At 68.7% G+C, this 22,680-nt stretch carries 20 protein-coding genes and 4 tRNA genes; 6 read left to right on the top strand and 18 right to left on the bottom strand.

What is annotated here, in order from left to right; genetic code table 11:
- The gene (locus BLW41_RS09620; RefSeq protein ID WP_177169466.1) at window positions 1-918 is read right to left on the bottom strand and encodes a phosphatase PAP2 family protein; all 918 of its coding nucleotides are present in this window, start codon (window positions 916-918) and stop codon (window positions 1-3) included.
- Between the two features lie 150 nt (window positions 919-1,068).
- Here BLW41_RS09620 and BLW41_RS09625 point away from each other — a divergent pair.
- From BLW41_RS09625 to BLW41_RS09635, 3 genes are all read left to right on the top strand, one after another.
- Window positions 1,069-1,141, top strand: a tRNA-Glu gene (locus BLW41_RS09625).
- 61 nt (window positions 1,142-1,202) lie between these two features.
- The gene (locus BLW41_RS09630; RefSeq protein WP_093118549.1) at window positions 1,203-1,919 is read left to right on the top strand and encodes a sterol desaturase family protein; all 717 of its coding nucleotides are present in this window, start codon (window positions 1,203-1,205) and stop codon (window positions 1,917-1,919) included.
- Between the two features lie 98 nt (window positions 1,920-2,017).
- Window positions 2,018-3,643 carry an MFS transporter gene (locus tag BLW41_RS09635; protein WP_093118551.1) on the top strand — a complete coding sequence of 542 codons (1,626 nt, stop codon included), beginning with the start codon at window positions 2,018-2,020 and terminating at the stop codon, window positions 3,641-3,643.
- A gap of 11 nt (window positions 3,644-3,654) precedes the next feature.
- Here the strand turns inward: BLW41_RS09635 and BLW41_RS09640 are convergent, their stop codons facing one another.
- Both BLW41_RS09640 and BLW41_RS09645 read right to left on the bottom strand, forming a co-directional pair.
- Window positions 3,655-4,491 carry a winged helix-turn-helix transcriptional regulator gene (locus tag BLW41_RS09640; RefSeq protein ID WP_143038684.1) on the bottom strand — a complete coding sequence of 279 codons (837 nt, stop codon included), beginning with the start codon at window positions 4,489-4,491 and terminating at the stop codon, window positions 3,655-3,657.
- Between the two features lie 107 nt (window positions 4,492-4,598).
- Window positions 4,599-4,682 (bottom strand) — tRNA-Leu (locus BLW41_RS09645).
- A 104-nt stretch (window positions 4,683-4,786) separates the two neighbouring features.
- Between BLW41_RS09645 and BLW41_RS09650 the strand changes: the two genes are divergently transcribed.
- Window positions 4,787-5,395: a superoxide dismutase gene (locus BLW41_RS09650; RefSeq protein WP_093118555.1), complete on the top strand. Its 609-nt coding sequence runs from the start codon at window positions 4,787-4,789 to the stop codon at window positions 5,393-5,395.
- A 67-nt stretch (window positions 5,396-5,462) separates the two neighbouring features.
- Here the strand turns inward: BLW41_RS09650 and BLW41_RS09655 are convergent, their stop codons facing one another.
- Window positions 5,463-6,347, bottom strand: a complete 885-nt coding sequence (locus tag BLW41_RS09655) for a haloalkane dehalogenase (protein WP_093118557.1) — start codon at window positions 6,345-6,347, stop codon at window positions 5,463-5,465.
- A 45-nt stretch (window positions 6,348-6,392) separates the two neighbouring features.
- On the opposite strand from BLW41_RS09655, the gene BLW41_RS09660 reads away from it, so the two are divergent.
- The gene (locus BLW41_RS09660) at window positions 6,393-6,899 is read left to right on the top strand and encodes a Fur family transcriptional regulator (protein ID WP_093118559.1); all 507 of its coding nucleotides are present in this window, start codon (window positions 6,393-6,395) and stop codon (window positions 6,897-6,899) included.
- Here BLW41_RS09660 and BLW41_RS09665 read toward each other — a convergent pair.
- The 13 genes from BLW41_RS09665 to BLW41_RS09725 all read right to left on the bottom strand — a co-directional run bounded on the left by BLW41_RS09665 (window position 6,820) and on the right by BLW41_RS09725 (window position 20,751).
- A complete protein-coding gene (locus BLW41_RS09665; RefSeq protein ID WP_093118561.1) occupies window positions 6,820-7,836 on the bottom strand; it encodes a metal ABC transporter substrate-binding protein in 1,017 nt (338 codons plus the stop codon). The genes BLW41_RS09660 and BLW41_RS09665 overlap by 80 nt on opposite strands.
- Window positions 7,837-7,867: 31 nt before the next feature.
- Window positions 7,868-8,914 carry an NAD-dependent epimerase/dehydratase family protein gene (locus BLW41_RS09670; protein ID WP_093118563.1) on the bottom strand — a complete coding sequence of 349 codons (1,047 nt, stop codon included), beginning with the start codon at window positions 8,912-8,914 and terminating at the stop codon, window positions 7,868-7,870.
- Between the two features lie 201 nt (window positions 8,915-9,115).
- Entirely contained in the window at window positions 9,116-10,171 is a 1,056-nt protein-coding gene (locus BLW41_RS09675) for a GGDEF domain-containing protein (RefSeq protein ID WP_093118565.1), read from the bottom strand.
- Window positions 10,172-10,306: 135 nt separating this feature from the next.
- Window positions 10,307-10,380 (bottom strand) — tRNA-Pro (locus BLW41_RS09680).
- A 2-nt stretch (window positions 10,381-10,382) separates the two neighbouring features.
- Window positions 10,383-10,453: transfer RNA gene (locus tag BLW41_RS09685), tRNA-Gly, on the bottom strand.
- 60 nt (window positions 10,454-10,513) lie between these two features.
- Complete coding sequence (locus tag BLW41_RS09690) at window positions 10,514-11,476, bottom strand: phosphotriesterase family protein (RefSeq protein ID WP_093118567.1); 963 nt, start codon at window positions 11,474-11,476, stop codon at window positions 10,514-10,516.
- 27 nt (window positions 11,477-11,503) lie between these two features.
- Entirely contained in the window at window positions 11,504-11,746 is a 243-nt protein-coding gene (locus BLW41_RS09695; RefSeq protein WP_093118569.1) for a hypothetical protein, read from the bottom strand.
- Window positions 11,747-12,462: 716 nt separating this feature from the next.
- Window positions 12,463-13,227, bottom strand: coding sequence for a M48 family metallopeptidase (locus tag BLW41_RS09700; protein WP_093118571.1), 765 nt, complete (start codon window positions 13,225-13,227; stop codon window positions 12,463-12,465).
- Complete coding sequence (locus BLW41_RS09705) at window positions 13,224-16,280, bottom strand: type I restriction endonuclease subunit R (protein ID WP_093118573.1); 3,057 nt, start codon at window positions 16,278-16,280, stop codon at window positions 13,224-13,226. The genes BLW41_RS09700 and BLW41_RS09705 overlap by 4 nt, the downstream gene beginning before the upstream one ends.
- Window positions 16,281-16,284: 4 nt before the next feature.
- On the bottom strand, window positions 16,285-17,502 hold the full coding sequence (locus tag BLW41_RS09710) for a restriction endonuclease subunit S (protein ID WP_093118575.1): 1,218 nt from the start codon (window positions 17,500-17,502) through the stop codon (window positions 16,285-16,287).
- Window positions 17,499-19,040 carry a type I restriction-modification system subunit M gene (locus BLW41_RS09715; RefSeq protein ID WP_093118577.1) on the bottom strand — a complete coding sequence of 514 codons (1,542 nt, stop codon included), beginning with the start codon at window positions 19,038-19,040 and terminating at the stop codon, window positions 17,499-17,501. The genes BLW41_RS09710 and BLW41_RS09715 overlap by 4 nt, the downstream gene beginning before the upstream one ends.
- Window positions 19,041-19,339: 299 nt before the next feature.
- The gene (locus BLW41_RS09720; protein WP_143038685.1) at window positions 19,340-19,651 is read right to left on the bottom strand and encodes a restriction system modified-DNA reader domain-containing protein; all 312 of its coding nucleotides are present in this window, start codon (window positions 19,649-19,651) and stop codon (window positions 19,340-19,342) included.
- Between the two features lie 203 nt (window positions 19,652-19,854).
- Window positions 19,855-20,751, bottom strand: a complete 897-nt coding sequence (locus BLW41_RS09725) for a hypothetical protein (RefSeq protein ID WP_093118581.1) — start codon at window positions 20,749-20,751, stop codon at window positions 19,855-19,857.
- A gap of 213 nt (window positions 20,752-20,964) precedes the next feature.
- Here BLW41_RS09725 and BLW41_RS09730 point away from each other — a divergent pair, with 213 nt between their 5' ends.
- Window positions 20,965-21,285, top strand: coding sequence for a helix-turn-helix domain-containing protein (locus tag BLW41_RS09730; RefSeq protein WP_093118583.1), 321 nt, complete (start codon window positions 20,965-20,967; stop codon window positions 21,283-21,285).
- On the opposite strand, the gene BLW41_RS09735 is transcribed toward BLW41_RS09730, so the two are convergent.
- Window positions 21,282-22,562 carry an ATP-binding protein gene (locus BLW41_RS09735; RefSeq protein ID WP_093118585.1) on the bottom strand — a complete coding sequence of 427 codons (1,281 nt, stop codon included), beginning with the start codon at window positions 22,560-22,562 and terminating at the stop codon, window positions 21,282-21,284. The two genes, BLW41_RS09730 and BLW41_RS09735, sit on opposite strands and share 4 nt — an antisense overlap.
- Between the last annotated feature and the right edge of the window lie 118 nt (window positions 22,563-22,680).

The following is a 22,680-nucleotide window of genomic DNA, read 5'->3' on the forward strand; positions in this document are numbered from 1 at the left end:
CTAGCGCGCAGAGCGCGGCGAACGCGCGCCGCTGTGCTCGATCGCCGAGGTGATTGCGACCAGCGGGAGGACGGCGGCCGCCGCGACGACCGCGGTGAACAGCAGCGCCGACGGCTCGTCGACCACCAGCCGCGCAAGCGACCACGGGTCGGGTCGCAGGAGCGCTGCGAGCGCCGCGAGCAGCACCGCGAGCGCCGCGCCGCTGGCTGCGAAGGCCCGTGCGGCGACGACGCGCGCGGGCAAGGCGGCGCGGCCTCGACGCGGGGGCGCCGAGCGCTTGCGCGCGTGGGTCCCCACGCCCTTGCGTGCACTCGCCCAGCCAGCGACCAACAGACCCCAGGAGCCGGCGAACAGGTAGCCGGCGACGACGTCGCTCGGAAAGTGCCAGCCGAGGACCACCGTCGAGACACCGACGCCTGCGGCCAGACACGCACCGGCCGCTGCGGCGGCGATCCGCAGCTGGCGCGGCGCGACCAGAACGGCCGCCAGCGCCAAGGCCATGGCAGCGGTCGCGTGCCCACTCGGCAGAGCCCGCGGCTGCACGACGATCCCGTAACTCTGGGGGGCGGGACGGGGATGGGCGAGCACGCTCTTGGCCAGCTGTCCGAGCAGCACCGCTCCCGCGACCAGCAGCAACACCAGCAGCGCGTCGCGTAGCGAGCCCCGCGCGAGCGCCGCACAGACAAGCGCTCCCGTCGCCAGCAGCACGGGCAGCGGATCACCGATCCCCACCAGCGTCGCGGCCGCCGCGCTGAGCTCACGAGGGGCGTGGTCGACCACCGCCACCAGCGCAGCAGCGTCGAGGCGCGTGCCCGTCGACCACCCGTAGGCGGCTACCGTGACGCAAGCGAAGACCAGCGCGCAGGCGATCGCCCCGAGGTAAGCGAGGAGAGGGCCGCCTGCTGGCCTTTCGGTCACCCTCGGCAGGCTAGAGAGGACGCTCCACGCACGGGCTGATGCTCGCGGCGCCTGCGCGCAGCGCGCGCGGACGTGGTCGGCGGTGGACGGCTAAAATGCCGCACGGCGCATCGGTCGGAGTGGCCGCAAGTGCGCCGCGTAAGACCACGGGCCGCCATCGTCTAGGGGACTAGGACGCCGGCCTCTCACGCCGGAAACCCGGGTTCGAATCCCGGTGGCGGTGCTCGACGTCGGCGGGAACCGCTGCAGGTGACCTGCGGATCGCAGCACAGGCGGATCTCGAGATGAGCACGCAAAGAACCAGCAGCGGAACCGTGGCGCAGCCGCCGCGCGGCAGGCGGCGCAGTGGGCGCCCGGTAGGTCGCGGGTCGCAGCTGACCAGCTCGCCGCGCATGTTCCAATCGGACCTGCTCGAGTTCTTCTCGCGGGTCCACCCGGCCGTGCCGGTTTTGATCTTCGGACCGGCGGTGGCGATCCTCGCCTACAGCGGCCTCGCGGAGACGCGATCACCGCTCGCGGCAGTCGGCCTTCTGGCCGGCGGTTACGTCTTTTGGACGCTCTGCGAGTACTGGATCCACCGCGCGATCTTCCACTTCGAACCCGAGCGCGGGATCGGCGCACGGCTGCACTGGATCATCCACGGCGTGCACCACGACTATCCGAACGATCCCAAGCGACTGGTGATGCCGCCGGCGGTGAGTGTGCCGCTGGCGATCCTCTTCTGGCTGGGCTTCGAGGGGCTGCTCGGCCGGCCTGCGGCCTATCTGTTCGGAGCGGGCTTTTTCGGCGGCTACCTGCTGTACGACATGATCCACTACACCGTGCACCACCATCGGCCGCGCACACGGGTGATGCGCCTGTTGCGCGAGCTGCACATGCGCCACCACTTCCAGGACGCAACGCGCGGTTACGGGATCAGCGCGCCGTGGTGGGACGTCGTTTTCGGCACCCTTCCGCGTCGGCGGGGGCGTGCGCGGGCAGCCGGCCACGCGCGCAGCTAGCCCGCAATCCGTAACCGAACTGAAACAGTCGCGTGACGGTCCTGCAACCGTCGGCGCGCACGATGCCTCGTCGTGTCCACGCACGAAGGAGGTGTCCGATGAGCGCTGCCGACCAAGGCGCCGTCAGCGCGCCCCGCACGCCAACGCCGTCGGCCGCGAAGCGGCCGCCCGCGACGCCGCGCGCCAGCGAGCTGGAGCCGCGCGCGAGCAAGCTAGAGCCGGGCCGTCGCACGTGGCTCCGCGGCCGCTGGCTGCACCACTGGAACCCGGAGGACCCGCGCTTCTGGGAACACACCGGAAAGCGGATCGCGCGCAAGAACCTGGTGTTCTCGGTGTTCGCCGAGCACCTCGGTTTCGCCATGTGGGTGCTGTGGACGGTGCTCGTCGTCAACCTCCCGAACGCCGGCATCGACGTCACGCTCGCCCAGCAGTTCTGGCTGACCGCGGTGCCGAACCTGGTCGGCAGTTTCCTGCGGATCCCCTACACGTTCGCGGTCGCGCGCTTCGGGGGCCGTCTGTGGACCTTCATCAGCGCCGCTCTGTTGCTAATACCGGCGCTGCTCGTCGCGCTGCTCGTGCCGAGCGGCTGGCTTGCCGCTCAGGATCCCGACACACGCTTCTGGATCCTGCTCGCGTGCGCTGCGACGTCGGGCTTCGGCGGCGGCAACTTCTCGTCGTCGATGGCGAACATCTCGTTCTTCTATCCGGAGGGCAAGAAGGGCTTTCCGCTCGGACTCAACGCTGCCGGTGGCAACCTCGGTGTGGCGGTGACCCAACTGCTGGTGCCGCTGGTGATCGTGGTCGGCACGCCGGCGGCGCAGCTCGCCGATCCGATCCACGAGGTCAAGCTCGCCTACGCCGGCTGGATGTGGGTGCCGTTGCTCTTGCTCGCAGCGATCTGTGCGCTGCTGTTCATGGACAGCGTCGGCGAGGCGCGCACCGAGCGCCGCAGCTACGTGCGCGCACTCAAGGAGCCGCACACGCTGATCATGTCGATCCTCTACATCGGCACCTTCGGCTCGTTCATCGGCTACTCGTTTTCGCTGCCGCTGGTCATCAAGAACACCTTCCCCGAGTTCCTCGCCAACAATCCGTTCATCGCCACCTATCTCGGCGGGCTCGCCTTCCTCGGCGCCCTCGTCGGCTCCGTTTCGAGACCGTTCGGCGGGTGGCTGTCCGACCGCCTGGGGGGCGCACGCGTCACGCTGTGGTGCCTCCTCGGGATGGCCGCGTTCACACTGCTCGCGATCGTCGGCATCGCCAACCGCAGCTTCCCGCTGTTCCTGGGCTCCTACGCGGTGATCTTCGCTCTCTCCGGGATGGGGAACGGCTCGACCTACCGGATGATTCCGGCGATCTTCGCCGTGCTCGCACGCAATCACGCGCGCGCCACGGGAGAGCCAGAGGCCGCGGTGCGCAGCGAGTTCAAGCGCCGTGCGGCGGCGGTGATCGGCATCTGCGGCGCGGTTGGCGCGTTTGGCGGCTTTCTGATTCAGCTCGTATTCCGGCAGGCCAGCCTCGACGTCTCGGCGGCGATGACGAGCGCCGGCACGGTCGCCGAGAAGCTGCGGATCGCGGAAGCCAACGCCGACTGGGCGATCCCCGCGCTCGCCGTCTTCCTCTGCGGCTACGCGCTGTTTGCGGGAATCACCTGGTTCTTCTACCTGCGCCGGTCGTTTGCGATTCGACGCGTCCCCAGCATCGCCGCCGAGGCCACGGTGTAGCGGGCGAGCGGTCAGAGCACCGTGAAGCCAGCGTGAGCGGCCGCCACCAAGGGTCGGCGGCCGCTGCGCGCGGTGTGGTGGCGGCGGGCCGCCGCCACCAGCGCCGGCGCCGCTCGGTAGCCGACGCCGCGCACCGTCTCGATCAGCTGACAACCGACCGGTCCCAGCTTCTTGCGTAGACGCAGCACGCACACGTCGACGGCGCGCTCACCGGCCGGCTCGTGGTAGCCCCACACCGTCGTCAAGAGGGCGCTGCGCGTGTGCACGCGACGCGGGTTGGTCAGTAGGTGCGCGAGCAGCTCAAACTCGAGTTTGGTGAGCGGCACCTCGCGCCCCTCGACCGTGCAGCGCCGCTCCTCGAGATCGAGGACGACCGGGCCGAGCCGCACCTCCTGGGTCGCCGCACCCTCCCCTGACCGAGCGCGCGACTCGCCGGGCGCTCCTTGCAGCGCACGAGCGACCCTCAGCTCCAGTTCGGCCGGGCCGAACGGGCGAACGACCAGTTCATCGGCCTCGTGCGCGAGCTCGTCGTCGGTCAGCGGATCGGTGACCGCGACGGTCGCGACGCCCCGCTGGCGCAGCAGCTTGACGGTGCGGCGCAGCCGCTCGGAGAGGTCGGCGCCGCTCTCGACGGCGACGACCACCAGCGCCGGCAGCGGTGACCGCCCGGCGACCGAACGGGCAGGTGACGTCGACGGCACGCCGACGACGCGGTTTGCACCGCTCAGCACTGCGAAGCCCGCAGCGATCAGGGGCCGGGACTGGTAGCCGAAGGCGGCAAGCGCGGCAACGAGCAGCTCGCGCTCGTCGCTGCGCGGTGCGTGCAGCCAAGCCTCGCCGGGAGCCATCGCTTCGGCAAGCAAACCGCATGCAGTCGGAGGCGCCTTTCGCCGCCGCGTCGAAAGGCCGCTCGCCGCGCTGTCGACCGAGGGTCGGCGGGCGGCTAGGGAGTAGGTGCGGATGGAGGGATTCGAACCCCCACGGGCTTTCGCCCACGGCCTCCTGAGGACCGCGTGTCTACCAGTTCCACCACATCCGCGTGGCGCGCTTAAGGCTAGCGACGTCGAGCGCCGTGGCGGGCACCGCGGCGCCGATCGCATAGAGTTCGAGGCCGCTCGTTCGCGACCTTGAAAGGAGGCTGCGTTGGCTTACGAGGTGCCACCTCTCCCCTACGACTACGCCGCGCTCGAGCCGCACATCGACGAGGAAACGATGCGGCTCCACCACGACAAGCACCACCAGGCGTACGTCGACAAGGTCAACGCCGCCCTCGAGGGCACCGACTGGGCGAACAAGCCGATCGAGGAGGTCATCCGCAACCTCGCGCAGGTGCCCGAGAACATTCGGACGACGGTTCGCAACAACGGCGGCGGGCATCTCAACCACACGCTCTTCTGGGAGTGGATGTCGCCGAACGGGGGCGGCGAGCCCGAGGGCGCGTTGGCCGATGCGATCAACTCGACGTTCGGCTCCTTCGCCGATTTCAAGGCGAAGTTCAAGGAGGCCGGCGTCAACCAGTTCGGCAGCGGCTGGGCCTGGCTGGTGTGGGACGGTTCGGGCCTCGCGATCGTCTCCACATCGAACCAGGACAATCCGCTCAGCGACGGCAAGACGCCGCTGCTCGGCGTCGACGTGTGGGAGCACGCGTACTACCTGAAGTACCGCAACCGTCGACCCGACTACATCGACGCCTGGTGGAACGTCGTCAACTGGGCGAAGGTCGCCGAGGATTTCAAGCGCGTGGCGGGGTAGCTCCCTGCCCGCGCGGCACGGGGCGCACGAGGGAGGCTCGCGCGCCCCTTTTCTTTTGCCATTCTCGCTAGCGCGCCTCGCTCACGAACGCCGTGACCAGCTCAGCGATCCGCTCACCGGCGTCCTCCTGCAGAAAGTGCGAAGCCTCCGTGACTCGGACCTGTGGACGGGCATTCGGCAGTAACCGGCAGAAGTACTCACCGGCCTGGGGAAACGGGAACACGGGGTCGCGGTCGGAGAAAGCGACGAGCGCCGGCACCTCCCAGCGGCTCAGCTCGTCCGCGACCGCTCGCATCTCGCGCGCGCCCGGGTCGTCTTCGGAGAGCGGAACGAGCAGCGGGAATTGGGCAGCGCCGGCCTTCGACTCGGGCGTCGGGAACGGCGCCTCGTAGCCCTTGATCACGGAATCGGGCAGCTCGCTGACCGTCGCCGACTGAATCACGAACCCGATCGGCAGATCGGGGTTGCGCTCGGCGAACGCACGCCACCGCAAGAAGCCCTCGCTCACCCGCCCCGTGAACAGGCCGGTGTTGAGGATCACCAGCCGCGCCACACGATCCTTGTGCTCGACCGCCCAACGCAGCCCGATCGGACCGCCCCAATCCTGCACCACGCAAGTGACGCGGTCGAGGTTCAGGCGATCGAGCAGCGCCGACACGTAGTGGACGTGGCGGTCGTAGGAGTACCAGCGGCGGTCGGTGGGCTTGTCAGAGCGTCCGAAACCCGGCAAATCGGGCACCACCACGCGCAGGCCGCTGGCGACCAGCGGCGGCACCAACTTGCGGTAGAGATACGCCCAGGTCGGCTCGCCGTGAAAGCAAACCACCGGGTCGCCCTCGCCCACGTCGAGCACGTGCATGCGCAGGCCCTCGACATCTTCGTAGCGCGCCGGCCACGAGTAGTCGGCAAGCCCCTCGAATCGCTCTTCGGGTGTTCTGAAGACTTCTTGCACGCGCGGCAGCGTATAACCGCGTCCGCCTTAGAGTTCCGTTCATCGATGGCCGCACGCTGCGTCCCCAAGCTCGAGACCTCCACTCGCTGGGACGACCACGCTCTCGCCACGCTGCAGGCTCACGGCTACCGCTCGTCGCGACCGCGACGCGCGATTGTCCAAGCGCTAGCCACGCGCCACTGCGGCACCACCGCACGGGAGCTGCAAGGGGCGTTGGAGCGTGCCGGTGTGCGCGTCGGTGTCGCCAGCGTGTACCGCACCCTCGAGCTACTGGCCGATCTCGGCCTGGTGCGGCGACTCGATCTCCGGGACGGAGGAGCACTGTTCGAACCGGCGCTCCCCGACGGCAGCCACCACCATCACCTGATCTGCGAGGCTTGCGGCGAAGTCGAGACCTTCGAGGACGCTGCGCTGGAACGCGCGATCACAGCGCTCGCGCAGCGCGTGCGCTTTCAAGTGGCCGCGCACGATGTCACGCTGCGGGGGATCTGCCCGGACTGTGCTGCGCGGCGAGACGCAGCGCCTGCGGACAGCCGCGGCGGCCGCCGCTGAGGCCGCGTACGATCGCATCGGCGTTGCTCGCCAGCATCCCGAGATAGCTGGCCGCCGGTCCACGGGGCGCGAGCGAGTCGGTCCAAAGCGGTTGACCCAAGCGTGCTCCGGCCTGCCGTGCCAGCGCTCGCTCGATGCGCGGCGACACACCGCGCTCCGGGAAGACCACGTCGATGCCACGCCGACGCATCTGCGCCGCGAGTCGCGCGAGATCGCGCGGCGAGGGCTCAGCCTCGGTCGAAAGCGAGGGGATCACCGAGCCGACTTCCAGCAAACCGAAACGCCGAGCGAAGTAGGAGAGCGAGCGATGCCCCGTCACCAGCAAGCGACGGTTGCGCGGCACGACCGCAAGGCACGACCGAATCGCCTGCTCCAGACGCCGCACGCGACGTTCGTAAGCGACCGCCCGCCGGCGCAACACTTGGCGATCTGCGAGACCCGCCGCCGCGCCCGCGCGCGCCACCACGAACGCCGCCCGTGCCCCACGCTCGGGATCGTGCCACCAGTGCGGATCGTCGGCGACCGCCCGTACCGCACGCGCCAGGTCGACCACGCGACCGGCCGACCGCTCAGCGAGGAAGCGCTCGCTCCAAGCGTCGATGGAACCGCCGCTGCGCACGACGAGGGGAGAATCGAGGAGCAGACGAGCGTCGTTCGGACGCGGTTCGAATTCGTGCGGATCGACCCCGGCCGGCATCACGCTCTCGACAGCGATGGCCGGGCCGAGTACGGCACGCGCAATGTCGGCAGCGACCACCGTGGTCGCCGCGACGGTGCGTCCCGAGCGTTCGGCAGCTTGCTTCTCGCCACCGCCGCAACCGACGAGCGCGATCACCACTACCACGGCCAAAGCCGGTAGTCGCGGCCAAGCGCTGAGCCTGGCGAACGCTCGCCGGTGAAAGAAGAACTTTTCGGCGGGGTCGTGCGCTGCGTTCATGGCGCGTACTATAAATGAGAATGATTCTCAATTACATCGAGAGCCGTGCTCGCTCCACGGGGCGGCCCGAATGCCGCTTCCGCCGACCACGCGCCGTCGCCGCGTGCGCAGCCGCCGCGACCTGCCGCTGGAGGCCACCGAGGAGCGTGCGTGTCGGCACGTAGCCGAGCTCACGACGTGCACGCTCGCCGCAGGCGTGCGTCACCGTCACGTCGGCCGGGTGCTCGGGCAGCCGCTCGAGGCGCGCGCGCCGCCCGATCAACTGCTCGAGTAGGGAGAGCACGGTGAGTAGCGGTACCGACCCGCAGCCCGGAACGTTGTACACGGACCCACTCCGCCCCCGCTCGAGGGCCGCAATCAAGCCCTCGACGGCGTCGTCGACGACCGTCAACTCCCGCGCTGCGCCAGTCGGCGCATGCCAGGGGACTGGCCGATCGCGGAGCAGCGCGTCGACCCACCGCGCGATCGCCATCTCCGGACGTTGCCCGGGTCCGAAAACCGTGAACAGGCGGACGACCACCACGTCCAAGCCGGCATCGGTGTGGGCACGTCGACAAGCTCCCTCGGCGGCAACCTTGCTCGCCGCATAAAGCCCGAGCGGGGCCGGCGGTGCGTCTTCCGGTGTCGGCGTGATCGGGGCGTCGCCGTAAACGGATGAGCTCGAGGCGAACACCAGGCGCACACCGTGCGCCGCACAGACCTCGCAGAGGCGGGCGGTCAGTGCGACGTTGTGGAGCCACAGCTCTCCCAAACCGATCCGCTGCCGCACACCGGGAAGCCCAGCCAGGTGGACGACGGCGTCGACGTCAGCGACGAGACGGTCGAGGTCGATCCGCGTCAGGTCGAGTAGCCGCACGTCGACCGCCAGCTCCCGCGCGAGCTCCGCCGCCGCACCGGCACCAGCGGGCGGAGCGTAGGTGCCGCGCAATGCATCGACGCAGACGACTTGCCGCCGCTCCAGCGCCAGCCGTCGGCAAAGCTGCGAGCCGACGAAGCCGAGCCCGCCGGTTACCAACACGCGCTCGTGACGGCGGCGCCCGCATCGGGGTCCGCAGGTCGAGCGCTCGCTGATCGCCATAGTTAGGTAACCCTAACAAACCCTACTAGCGCGCTATGGATTCGGTCGAGAACGGCGTGGACCTCCGGGGACCGCCATCGATTCGCAGCTTCCGCGGGCGCTCGGCCCGCCCGCTGACCGCCCGGCCCGGCTATCTACCGGCGCTTCCCTGCCGACCGGGGCGCTTCCCTGCCGACCCGCGCCCGCGCCCGATCGCCCTGCTCAGCCGGTGTCCGTAAGCACTGCAGTACGCGCGATTTCGCCGAGACGCACTCGCGCGCGCCCCGCCCGCTTGGCCGCATAAAGCGCGCGATCGGCCGCCTCGAACAGCTGGTCGCGACTCGGGAGGGGAGGCGTGGCGGCGGCGACGCCGGCGCTCACCGTGAGCGGAGCCTCGCGGTCGCCCGCACGCTGCCGCTCGACGACGCGCTCAGCGAACGCAAGCGCCGCGTTGGCGTCGGCGTCGTAGAGGATCGCGGCGAACTCCTCGCCGCCGATCCGCGCCAGCACGTCGCCGCGACGGGCGCTGCGCCGCAAGAGCTTCGCGAAGGCGACCAGCGCACGATCGCCCGCCGCATGCCCGTGGGTGTCGTTCAGCTGCTTGAAGTGGTCGAGGTCGAAGACGACGAGCGCGACCGGCGCCCCCGTACGGGCCGCCCTCGCCAGCTCGCGTTCTAGCGCTTCCTCGAAGCCACGCCGATTGACGAGGCCGGTGAGCGGGTCGGTGATCGCGCTGTGCCGGAGGTGGCCGACGAGCTCGGAAACCCGTTCGCGCAGGAACACCACCACCGCCACGGCGACGGAGATCGTGATCACCGTGTCCATGAACAGGATCGCGCGCATCTCGACGTCCGGCCGCAACGCCAACGCGATGCCGAACGCCGTCCAAGCCAGCGCGAGCATCGCCAACACCCAGCGACGGCCGACGAAATAGGCACCGAAGAGGAGCGGCCAAAGGTAGAAAGACGGAGTACCGGAGATCGGCTTCGCGACATAGACCGCAGCGCTGACGAGCCCGATCCCGTAGACCACGATCGCCGCCAGACCCTCGAGGCGCCCGAGCCATATCACTGCCGCGCCCAGCACCGCGAGCGCCGCGATCACCCGAAAACCGGTGTGATCGCTGGGATCGACATCGGGTGCCGCGAGGACCAGCATCACCGTGACGGCCCCGGCAAGGAACATCACGGCGGCGATCGTGCGAGCGAGGCGCGCTTCCTCGAAGCCGGGGGTGGCCGCCCCGGCGGGGGTGCGCGCGCTGCGGCCGAGCCTTTTCATCGTCCCCGCGGCCTTTCGGTTGCTATCGGACGCCGGCGGCGGATCTTTACTGCGTGCATTCCACCAGCCTCCGCCCTCGGCCGCCGATGCTAGTGCTGGGCCGCACAGGCAGGCAAGCAAGGGACGAGGCTCGAGTCGGGGCGGCCGGATTTGAACCGGCGACCTTTCGGCCCCCAGCCGAACGCGCTACCAGGCTGCGCCACGCCCCGGGAGCGGGCGACGGGATTCGAACCCGCCCTAGGAGCTTGGAAGGCTCCTGTGCAGCCACTACACCACGCCCGCTTGTGGCGCCGATTCTAGATCGTCGCGCCGCCGCGGCCGCGTGCGCTTCGCCGCACGTGCCTACGATCCGACGAGCCAGCGGCGGGGATTGTCGATCAAGATCGTCCGCTCCTGATCCGCGCTGAGCCCCCGCTCACGAAGCACCGGCAACACCTGCTCGAAGATCAGCGTCATGCTCCAGTCCTCGCGCACCGCGCCGCCGGCGATCAGCTGCTCGACCGCTTCTGGCGGGAACCAGTCGATCGTGGCGCAGTAGTCCTGACTGAGCAGGATGCGCTCGGCATAGCCGCGTTCGATCAGCGCCAACGCGGTTTCGTTGCGGCGGTCAAGCGGCAGGAACATCTCCAGTCCGTAGCGGTCTAGTCCCACGTAGACGCCCTTTTCGAGCAGCGGCAGGATGTAGTCGAGATCGTCGGTGTCACCGGTGTGGGCGAGCTGGATCTTCGCCGGGTCGACGCCCTCCTCGAGGAAGATCTCCAACTGGCGCGGGCCGGTGTTCGAGGCCGGACGCGTGTGCGCCATGATCGGAGCGCCGGTCTCCCGGCTGGCGCGCGCGGCGGCGCGGTGCACCTTCTCGACATTCGGTGTGACACCCGGCTCGTCGGCCGCGCACTTGATGAATGCGGCCTTGATCTCGGTGCCCTGGATACCGACAGTGATGTCGCGCACGAACAGCTCGGCGATCGCGTCGACATCGCGGGTCTGGAAGAACATCGGGAGGTGGTCGTAGGTGTAGATGCCGGTGCAGGCCACGATCGCCACACCCGTCCGCTCCGACACGGTGCGCATAAAACGAACGTCGCGACCCCCGAACATCGCTGTCGGATCGACGATCGTGCGCACCCCGTGAGCCTTCGCCGCCGCCACCGCCTCGACGGCAGCGGTCAGCTCTTGCTCGGCGTCGTAGAGGTGCGGCCACTGCTCGGCGACCGCTTCGTCGCGGAAGCGCACGTGCTCGTGGACCAGGGTCATCCCCAGGTCGTCGGCCGCACGCGGCCCGGTAACCGTCTGAACCTCCCTCATCCTGCCTCCCTCTCTCCGAAGCTCGGCTCACACATACTCGCGCCGACGGCCGCGCAGACCGCCGCGGTCGATCACCAGGCCGAGCAACAGCCCCGCTGCGGTCAGTACCAGCGCTAGCGCGAGCTCGGCGATGATCGCCCCCTGCACCCCATCCTGAACCATCGCGAGCAACGCGAGTCCGACGGGCAAGACGAAGCAAAGGCCCTTCCACAGGCCGGGAGCGGCGTAGCCGAAGCCAAGCCCGCCCACGAAAAACAGCGTGTAAGCCACGGCGTCCAGTTCCGCCCCTCCTGAGATCCAGCTCCTCCTCTCGCGCGCCTGCGTGGGCGCTGTTGGCGATCCTAAACCCCTCGGGGGCGGATCGGAAGCGAGCGGGGACCGTTCTGGAATCGCTTCAGGTCCGTGGTTTCAAAGCGTCTCGGCTTTCCTTGCACACACTCTGCGCGGAGTTCTGCACACGGACCACTGGCCTTGCCCGGCAGTTAACGACACCGGTGAGTGGTCGAGGTTCGCACCGTCGCGCTCGCGATCTCTGCGATGTTCGGGGCGCGAGCCGCGGGCGCCGTAGCTGCTTGTTCCCGCGCTCGTGAGCTCACGCTCAGGCGGTAGCTCTCCTGTTGTGCCCAGAGAATCGGAGGTTACTTCTGGGCAACTCTGGATTTCGAGTTCGAACGACCACGAAGGCGTCAGAAAACTCACCAGAAGCATGCGCAACTCGCCTGCTCAAGGAGCGTAAGGACCTCCTCGGGGGAGCTCGTGCACGCTGGTCGCATCTCGGAATCGCATGCCGCAGAGTTTCAGAGGCGCTTCTCCGGAGGTCGAGACAGATTCCGCCCTCCTCGCCAGATTGCAGACTTTGGCGAGAAGCAGAGACCATGTTGGAAAGACGAGGAAGGCCGAAGGATGTGGCTCGGTAAGGCGTTCCTGCTGAACAGCTCCTGCGACGGAATCAGGTATCTGGACAACAGCTCCGCGAGCCGCGAGCCTTAAGCATCCACGCCCCACGCGCTTGTTGGGGTGCCGCGTCGACGAAGGGCACGAGTTTCGGGCGCGTAAGAACGCAGCTCGTGGCCGTGATCGGAGAGCCAGGTTGCCGCCTGCTCCCAGTCGGGCAGCGCCGTGCTGAGCGCACGCCAGAAGGCCTTGCTGTGGTTCGGGATGCTGAGGTGAATGAGCTCGTGGACCACGACGTAGCGCGCCACCGACCGCGGCGGGATGACCAGCCGCCAGTTGAGCGAGATGGTGCCGGTCGGTGCGCATGAGCCCCAGCGGGTGCGCTGGTCGCGCACAGCCAGTCGTCGGAAGGTGCAGCCCAGGCGCTTGGCCTCGGTGGCAACGAGCTCGCGCAGGTACTCGCGGGCGCGGCGCCGGTACCAGCGCAGCAGAGCCTCCGCGGCTTGTTCGCCAGCGGGGACGACGAGAACGCCGTCTTGTTCACGCGCGAAACGCACGTCGCCTTCGATGACCTGCATGGCGGCACCGTTGATCCAGACCACCCCTGGGCGGTCGAGACCAAGTCTCGGGGTTTCCTGGCGTTCGATCAGGCGCAGCTTGTCGCGGATCCAGGAGCGCTTGGACCGCAGCGCGTCTGCTGCGTCCTCGTCGCTGGTGTCGGCCGGCACGATGATTCGCAGCGGCCGCTGCGCCCCGATCTGGATTCGCGCGACTCGAACGCGCGGGGAGCGGACGACTTCGGCTTGCACCAACTCGCCATCCAGGTCGAGGGTGATGCCGCTCGCCTGGCCGCTCATCGCTCGGTGCGATCCAGCGTCCTCAGGCCAGCGAGAAGATCGTCGGTGACCTGCTGTTCGCTTGCGAGGCGCCTGGTGTCCGGATGTTTCACCAGGGCGGCGACACAGGCGCGACGCAGCCCGCTCAGGACGTCGGGGCGCTCGCTCCAGCCGTCGAACCCGGCGATGGAGCGGTAGGCATCGCTGATAGCTCGCGCGACCTCCAGGAGTTGGTTCTCCTCTGCTGTGGGTGCCGCTCGCCGCAATACGGCGTGCGCGACGGCGCCTGCGTCGTCGAGGCCGAGCGCCTGCGCCTGTGCTGTCTCGGCGAGGTGCTCCCGGACGAGGTCCTCCCACTCCTTGAGGCCTTCCAGCGTCATCTGTGCTTGGCGCTCGCGCTTGCGCCGCAACTCCCGAAGCCGCTCTGCCAGAGCGCGTGCTTGCGGGTCGTCCTCGCCGCGGACCTTGATCTCGTGGACGACGGCGGCCTCGATGTCCGTCGCCTTCTCCTCCGGCGAGAGGGTGTCGTCCTCGGCAAGCGCAGCGAGGAACTCCGCGTCGATCGTGGCGGCCGGCAGGTCGTCGCGCAGGCGATCCATCCCGACCGATTCCTGGACCAGTCGCTCGACCTTGTGGCGAAGCCCGGTGTCGCCGCGCTGGTCGCGGCGGTTGCCGCGCACCCAGGCGTACCAGATCTGCATCAGCTCGGTGAAGCGATCGACATGCGGAACGAGCCGGGGATCTGGCGCAAGGGTGTCGTACAGCGACTGGGCTTCCCGCACCAGTCGTTCGAAGCGCTCCGCCTGATCGGGGTGGTCAGTGAGGTGGCGCACGATCCAGAGCATGCGCTTGCGAGGGGACCCGGTGGGCACGCCGGCGACGATCGCGAGCGCCTCGTCGAGGACCTGCGGGAACCGCCCGATGAGCGCGTCGCTGTCTTCGACGAGCCCGGTGAGGTCGTCTGAGGCGAACTCCCGCAGCGCGTCCTGGAGGTCGTCGAACACACCCCAGTAGTCGAGGACCAGGCCAGCGTCCTTGCCGGGGTAGCGGCGGTTGGTGCGCGAGATCGCCTGCATGAGGGTGTGGCCGCGCAACCCGCGATCGAGGAACAGCGCCTGGACCGGCGGCGCGTCGAACCCCGTCAACAGCATCGAGTTGACCACGAGCAACTTCAACGGGTCCGACTCGCTCTTGATCCGCCGGACGAAGTCCTGGATCGCGGCGCGATCCGTGGACGCGAAGAACTCGTCCGGGTCCTCGCCGCCCGCGGGGATCTCGCCATCCGTCGCTTCGCCGAGCTCCTCCGGCTTGCGGCCGTGGACGCGCTCCCAGACCACTGCGGGGTACCAGCGCCTGAGGTCTACTTGTCCCGGCCGGGGGGCGCTGTCGCGCTTGGAGCGCGACATCACCACCGCAAACTCATCAGGCTGCAAGTGCTTGGAGAGCTCTTCCGCGGCCAGCGCGCAGGCTTCGCGGTCGACGGTCACCAGCATGCCTGCGAAGTTGTTGACGGCGATGCGGTCGCGAAGCTGCTGGACGACATCGTCGACAACCGCCGCCACGCGCTCAGGGGCCTTGGCCACGACCCGTTCGCGGGCCGCCTGCTCGCGTAGCTTGTCCCGCTCTGCCTCGCCCAGATGAGCTGTGAGCTCGTCGAAGCGCTGGTCGATGTCGACACGGCTCAGCCGCCACTGCGCAAGCCGCGGCTCATAGATCACCGGAACGGTCGCACCGTCGCTGATCGCCTCGTCAAAGCCGTAGCGATCCAGGTACGGCTCGTAGCTGCCGTCATCCAGGCGGGGGCTAAACGCCGCGCGCGTGGACCGGCCGTCGACCTCGATCGGGGTACCCGTGAACCCGAACAACGACGCGTTCGGAAGCGCATCACGCATCCACATCCCGAACTTGCCGAACTGCGTGCGATGCGCCTCATCAACAAAGGCGATCACCTCGCGCCGCTCCAAGCGAGAGCTCAGCGAGGCGTCGAACTTCTGGACCGTGGTGACGATCACCGCACCCGCGTCGGAGCTCAGCAGCTCATCCAGGTGCTTGCGCGACATCGCGCGCTCCACCCCGTCGAACTCGCACGCCGTCAGCGTCTCGTTGATCTGCTCGTCAAGCTCGGTGCGATCGATGACGATGATCACGAAGGGGTTACCGAGCCCGATCCGCAACAGCTTGCGGGCGGCGAACACCATCGTCAGCGACTTCCCCGACCCGGTCGCGTGCCAGACGATCCCTCGGTTGAGCTTGCCCGCCCGGACGCGCTCGACGATCTTGTTCGCCGCCCGGTGCTGGTGAGCCCGCGCGAGGCGCTTGCTCGTCACACCCTCACGAGTCTCGAAGACCACGAAGTTCACCGCGAGGTCGACCAACGCCTGGGGAGCGAACGCCCCTGTCAGGCCAACGAGCATCTCGTCGTCCGGATCGTCGACGCTCAGCGGCCAGGCATCCGACCACTCGTGGTAGCCGGCGAGATCACCAAGACCAGAGGGCCCCACGCGAAACTGCAAGCCGTTGCAGCAGCCCGCCAGCGCCACCTGGGCGACAAGCTGTGGCGCGTCCACCCAGTAGCCGCGCCAATCATCTGCCGCCGACTCCAAGGGCTCGTCGGTGTCCTTGTTCTCGATCGCCCCCAGCGGGATCCCGTTCACCAGGCAGACCACGTCCAGCCGCGGCTCCCGCTGCCCACCTGTACGCAGCTCGAACTCCTCCGTCACCACGTACGAATTACGGCTCGGATCCTCCGAATCGACGATCAGCACGTTCACGGTGGGCCGATCCGGCGCCGGCTTGTACGGCACACCCCGCCGCAGGACGTCCAGCATCTCCCGGTCGCTGCTGATGCGGCGCACCTCGGCAGCCACCTGCCTGGCTGCATCCTCGTCCAAACCAGGGTTCAGCCGCTCGATCGCCTCCACGAGGAGCGGCTCGACGATCGCCTCGTTCATCCGCGCGGCCCCTCGCAGGGCATTCATCTCGCTGCGCGGAACGAACCTCCAACCGAGCCCGCGAAGGACCTCCAGCATCTCTGCCTGGACCTCCTTCTCACTGGTTCGCAGGCCCAGCGTCATGGAGCTACCTCAGAACGCCGACAGCTGGCGCGGGACGCGCCCCACTAACCAGCTCCTCGATCAGTGCCGCCCGGAAACGCGTCAACCGACGTGCGTGCCGGAGCTCAGCCACACCGACTCTGCGCAGGGCGTCGAGCTTGCGCACCACATCAGCCTGAACGGACACCGGCGGCACGGGAACGGCGAGCTCGCTGATCTGACTCTTGCTGATACTCGCAAGGTTGGTTGTCTTCTTGGCCGCGTCGTAGCAATAGGCGCGAGCCGGCGAAGCGCCGATCGCATACGCGAGGAAGCGAGGAATAACCGCTCCCGTGGTCACCCGCACCCGAAAGACGTGATTCTGGCAGACGGCCTCCTCCTGCCCCTCCCACAGCCAGCCGCGTCCTACATGCTCGGCATTCCCACCCTCGATCATGAGGATGTCGTCTGCCTGAACACGAAACCGCTCCCGCTCCGCCGCTGTGACCGCGAGCGTCTTCACCTCGCTCAGGTCCAAGAACCCGTCTTGGACGTTCGCGGCCCTGATGAACGGCACTTCGGTTAGGGGCCGCTGGACCTTACGCCCCTTTGTAATCCCGGCGCGAATGTCCGCAACCTCGTCGAGCCGGCGCAGCTCCCACCCCGGCGGCAGATCCTCCCAGTCACCTTCAGTGAACAATAGAGCTTCCCGAGCCGCACGAAGCGCGGTGAACGCGGCGCTTGCGTAACGCTCGTGAGCGGCCACGGCCTGCTCCGCTGCCGCCACCGCCTCCACGATCCGCCTCTGCTCATCGAGTGGCGGCAGGTCGACCTCCATGTCAAGCAGCGCATCCGGATGAAGTCGTCGACGATCGGTGCTTCCCACCGCAGCGGCATCCACCTGATCTAGAAAGGCGGGGAGCTGTGTAAGGAGCTCCAAGTACCGGGGCTCCACGGCCTCCTTATCAATCCTGAACTGCGGGTACTCATTGGTTACATACATTCCTGCCGCCGAGTCAGGGACCACAGCGAAGGTTCCCCGCGTAGCCCACATCCGGTTGTAGATAAGGGCACCCGGCTGGACTGGCGTCAGCGTCTTCGTCTTGATCTCGGCGCCGGGAACAACCCGCGCTTCGTATACACCGCCTCCGTGAAGACGGACCCCGGCGAGCCGTACGAGCTCCTCGCGCGGAGTTGGGACGGGACCAGCAACGTTGTCGTTGAGAAGCTCAGCGAGCCGTACTGTCCGCCACGTCGCGGTCATCCGGCTCCCTGCTCCTGCAACTCAGCGATAACGTCGTCGAGGGCAGCGTCGGCGGCGCGGCACTGCTCTCGACTGGCGCGTAGCTCTGCGAGGGCCTCCGCGAGGGTGATCGTGTCGTCGCTGTTGCTGTTCGTTCCGCGCACGTAGCGTCGAACGGTGAGGTTGTACCGGCGAGCCCGTACCTCATCCAGGTCAACCCACGAGGAGAAGCCTTCCTGATCGTCGTCGCTCTGGAATGCGGCGACGATGCGATCGATGTCCTCGTCTCGGAGGACGTTCTTGGTGTCCCTGCGCTCGTAGCACTCGGAGGCGTCGATGAACAGGACGCGACCGCGGCGGCTTTCCGGCTTGGCCTTGTTGACGATGAGGTAGCAGGCCGGGATGCCGGCGCCGTAGAACATGTCTTTCGGAAGCTGGATGACCGCCTCGACGACGTCCGCTTCGAGCAGGTCGCGGCGCACGAGCTGCTCGTTCCGCCCCCGGAACAGGGCGCCGTTCGGGAGCACCACTGCCATCCGGCCCGTGTCTTTCAGCGAGGCGACCATGTGCTGGACGAAGGCCATTTCGCCGTGGCGTTTCGGCGGCAAGTGCCGGATCCGCCCGAAGGGATCCCCGCCAGCCTTGAACCGGTCATGTCCCCAGTTCTTGGAGGAGAACGGTGGGTTGGCGATGATCAGATCGAACTTCCGGAGCTCACCACCACTCAGGAACGCCGGGGCAAGAAGCGTGTCGCCTTGCTCGATCGTGGCCGCCCCCGCAGCCCCGTGGAGGAGCATGTTCATGCGGGCGATCGCCCACGTCGTGGGCTTGAGCTCCTGGCCGAAGAGCGTCAGGGCTCGCGCTCGATCGCCGTGGAGGCGGAACGCCTCCTGACGCAGGTGCAAGAGCAGGCCGCCAGAACCGCAGGTCGGGTCGTACGCGGTCGCCTCAGGGGGTGGCGCGAGAATGCGCGCGCCGAGGACCCCGACCGGCTCTGGCGTGTAGAACTCGCCACCAGCCTTCCCGGCCGCCGCAGCGAACTTCGCGATCAGCCACTCGTACGCCTGGCCGAGCATGTCCGGCGGGACTCGCGCCTTCGTCAGGGGTCCGAGGGCGTCGAAGTGCCTGACGACCTGCGCGAGGTTCTCCGGCGGGAGAGCCTTCCGGTTGTTGAAGTCGGTGTAGTCGAAGACGCCGGCGAGCTGACGGGGGTTCGCCGAAGCGATGCTCCTCAGCGCGTCATTGAGTGCCGTGCCGAGCCGGTCGGGGTCGGTGCGGATGACCTCATCCCAGGTAGCCCCTTCCGGGATCCGCAGATCGTGGTAGGCGTCGAGGTTCGCCTCGATGATCTCCTTTGCCCGCTCGATGTCCCCGAGCTCCTCGATCGCCGCGGCGGTCTCCTCCTCATAGACATCCGAGGCGCGTCGGAAGAAGAGCAGCGCGAGCACGTAGTCGCGCTGCACCTCCACATCGGTGAGACCACGGAACAGATCGGCGGATGCCCAAAGATGGTCTTCGAGCTGCCTGAGCGTGAGGGGTGCTGCGACGTCGATACCCATATCTCAGCGGAGGCTATGCCTGCGAGCGGCTGGCACGGGCGTTTCGCGCGAGCAGGCCGCGCCCCTTCTTATCGCGCCTACAGGAGCACGCGCCACCTGGAGGAGTCGTACAGCGGGTCCTCGATCTGACGCGTCCAAGCTTGATCCCGGTACGCGCGCCCGAGGAGGCCTGCCGCAAGGCCGCGCCGGGTTGGTGCCACTCTTGGCACCCCACGGTGCTAGATCGAGCACCGTGTAGCCTCGGCACCCGCTGATGAACGTGCCGGAGCGCTTCGGTCCGGCTGCCCGGCTTCACTGGGTCATCTCCGGCTTGGAAGCGCCTCATGCCGAAGGTCTTGAAGGCGCACCAACTTGCCCTCCCGCTCGACACGCCACACCTTCCAGCCGTTGCGGCGAGTGGGACCGCCGTGGATCATGCGCGCGGCCTCCGAGAGGCTGTGGGCGTGCCCTAGACCATCGATGTCGAGGCCCTCATCGGGGTTGAACGTGGCGGTCCATCTGCGGCCCTGGGCGTGCGCGATCAGCTTCTCGGCGGGGTCGAGGACCCCTGCGGCGACGAGCCCAGCAAGGGTGCTGGGCGGGGCGCCGGCCGCGCCTGGAGGGCTTCTCAACTGGCTGCCTGGCTTGCGTCCGCGTCGTCTCCCGCGGAAGTCGAGCGTGCGCGCGGACTGGGAGGGCCGGGGTGGGTCGATTCGCGCTGCCGCAGCCCGGATCGTCTTGAAGGTTCCGCCGCGCTTGGCAGCGGCACGTTGGATGCTCGACAAGGATGGAGCTCCCGGGGTCTTCGCGCTCCATCGCTGATATCGCCTCACCGTCAGACGCTCCCGGCCCGCGAGGCTTGCGAGGGCGCGAGCGACCCACTCCACTGCCTGCTCGTAGGCGAGGCGGCGCGTCGCGCGCGCGGCGCGAACATTGGCTCAACCGTGAAGGGCGGTCGCAGATGAGCGGGAGGCGGACCAGGCGGCGTCCACTTCGCCCGGGCGCGTTGCTTGCGCAGCTCCTGGTGTACGTCTTCGATAGACCCCGCAGGCCGCTTGAGCGAGAAACCCTTCGCTGCAGCGTAGTCGCGCAGCTGCCTCCAGGAAGCGGGCAGCCAGCCCGCATCCTCCAGGAACCACTCGGTCGCCTGGATCGGATCCACGGACGCCGGACGCGGAGACCGGCCCCGCGGCTTCAGGCCGGCAGCGGCGAGCGCAGAGTCCCAACCCTCAGGGTCGTCCCGACTGCGCATCGCGAGACGGATCTGATCGGCGGTGGGGATGGCGTCGACGTCTCGGCCGTGTAGCCACGCCCGCTGGGCGGGGGCGACCAGCTCGTCGCGGATCTCGTCGTACTCGGCAGGCCGCAACGTCGCTTTCCCGGCGTGCCGAGCCGCCCGCTGCAAGGCTTCCACGATCTCCCCCTCCGAGAGATCGCGCCGCGCAGGCCGGCGCGTGGAGGCTCCCAAGGCGCGCGCGGGCTCCGGGCCCTCCAACGCCATCGCGAGCACCTCACGCCACGGTCGCCCCAACCGCCGAGCAGTCTGGGCCGCGCTCGGCGCATCAGGGAAACCGGCAGCCTCCCTCGCCGCGTCGTATGCCGCCTGGGTCGTCACCAAGGGGTCGGGCGCGCCCGCGGCCTCGACCACCGCTGGCACGACGACCTCGACGAGCACGAGATCGTCGTATGACGACCGGAAACGCGCGCCCGGGACGTCGGCGACCTCCGACATGCCGCCAATCTAGGCCGTGCAGAGCTGGCGACCGCACCGGCGCTCGCGTCAAGCAGCGCCGTCCGATTTCGCTCCTAGCCTCGCGTCGAGGCCGGCGGCCAGCTAACGGCACGGCCTCGGAGCGAAAACTACAGCTACGCAGCGTCCCGGCAGCACCGGCTGGCGCTCACTCTCCGGCGGCACCAGCTGTCAGTCGTTAGCGTCAATGCCGCGATGCCAGCGAGGCGAGACCAGCAGTCAGCCGTCGGGACGCGGCTCGCGCGGGAACGTGTTCGCCGCGGGATCACGCAGCGACGGATGGCTGAGGCGCTCGGGGTTTCCCTCAGCGGTTATCGCAACCTCGAACGCGGCCGCAACGACAACCCGCCGCTGCGCGTCCTCATGAACGCGGCGATCGTGCTCGACGTTCCACTGTCCCATCTGATCGAGCCCGAGTGGAGCGAGTGGTACCCGAGCCCGCGTGCGCCCTCTCCCCCTGACCCGGAGGATCTCTGGGACACCGCACCCTGGGCCGGAGAAACTGCCGGCCGCTAGGGACCGAGCAGCGCAAGGGGCACGACGGCGATGCCGTCGGTGCGCCGGTAGGCGGTCGGTCCGGTCGTGACGACGACGCGATCGAGGACCCGATCGCCGAGCTTGTCCTGAAGCCAGGTCAGGTGCTTGACGTCCTCATCCCCGATCGTCCTCGCGAGCTTCACCTCGATCGCGACGACCGCCCCGTCAGCCCGCTCGACGATGAGGTCGACCTCCTGCCGTCCCCGCGCGGTCCGTAGGTGCTTGAGCCTCGCCTCGTTGTGGGCGGCGTAGACCCGGATCGACTGGGCCGCGAGGCTCTCGAACAACACTCCCAGCAGCGTCCCGGGGCGGGAGATGGACGGCCCGCTGCTAGCGCCGGACAGCAGCGTCGAGGCTTGGGCGCCGAGCAGTTGGGCCGCCAAGGCCGGATCGACGAGCTGGTGCTTGGGTGCCTGGGCGAGCTGCCGCAGGGGGTTGTCGGCAGGGATCCACGCTTCGATCTCGTCCAGCACCCACACCCGGGTCAGGGCGTCCCGGTAGTTCTGGACGGCCTCCTTGCCGGGCTTGCGCTCCTGCCCTGCGGTTGCGGCATCCCGGATCTTCTCGAAGGACGCAGTCGTCGCCGTCGCCGCCGCATACGCCGTCAGCCATCGCCGTAGTGCCGTCGGGTTGCGGATCCTCACGCCGGCCTCGTCGGGGATATCCCGATCGACGATCCGCTGGATGTAGCCCTCCAGCTGCAGTCTCCGCACCCGCCCGCTCAGCCCCCGCAGGCCCGGGAAGCCCGACGCGAGGATCTCCTCGACGTAGTCCTCCACCGTCAGCGGAGTCTCGCCCCCCACCTCGGGCCGGTCGCCCGTCAGCAGCGCCGCCAGGCTCACTGAATGGGAGCCGAGGCGCTCACTCAAGGTCAACGGACGCATGCGGATCGACACGATCCGCCCGGCACCCGAGTGGGTCGGTGGCGGATCCGGGATCGCCGATCCCGTCAGGAGGAAGCTCCCCGGCTCAGCACCGTCGTCCACCGCTCGACGCACCAGATCCCAGACGGCCGGCAGCCGCTGCCACTCGTCGACGAGCACGGGGCGCTCTCCGTCGAGAAGGCGTGCCGGATTGGCCCGAGCGACTTCGAGCACCGCCGGATCATCGAGGCGATGAACCGTCTTCGCGCGTTCTAGCGCGGTCCTGGTCTTGCCGACCCCCTTCGCGCCCTCCAGCGCGACCGCCGCGAGCCGCCCCAAGACCTCGTCGAGCTCGCCGTCGACGATCCGCCGGATGTACGGGCCGCCGCCCACAGCCCAATCCTACCATCTCGACACATCTAAACCGACCATTTCGACGCTATCTATCCGACCGTTTCGACATCTTCTACCCGCCCATTTCGACACCAAGTTGGCCGCCAAGCCTGCCGGG

The sequence above is a fragment of the Thermoleophilum album genome (genome assembly GCF_900108055.1).
GTDB lineage: Bacteria > Actinomycetota > Thermoleophilia > Solirubrobacterales > Thermoleophilaceae > Thermoleophilum > Thermoleophilum album.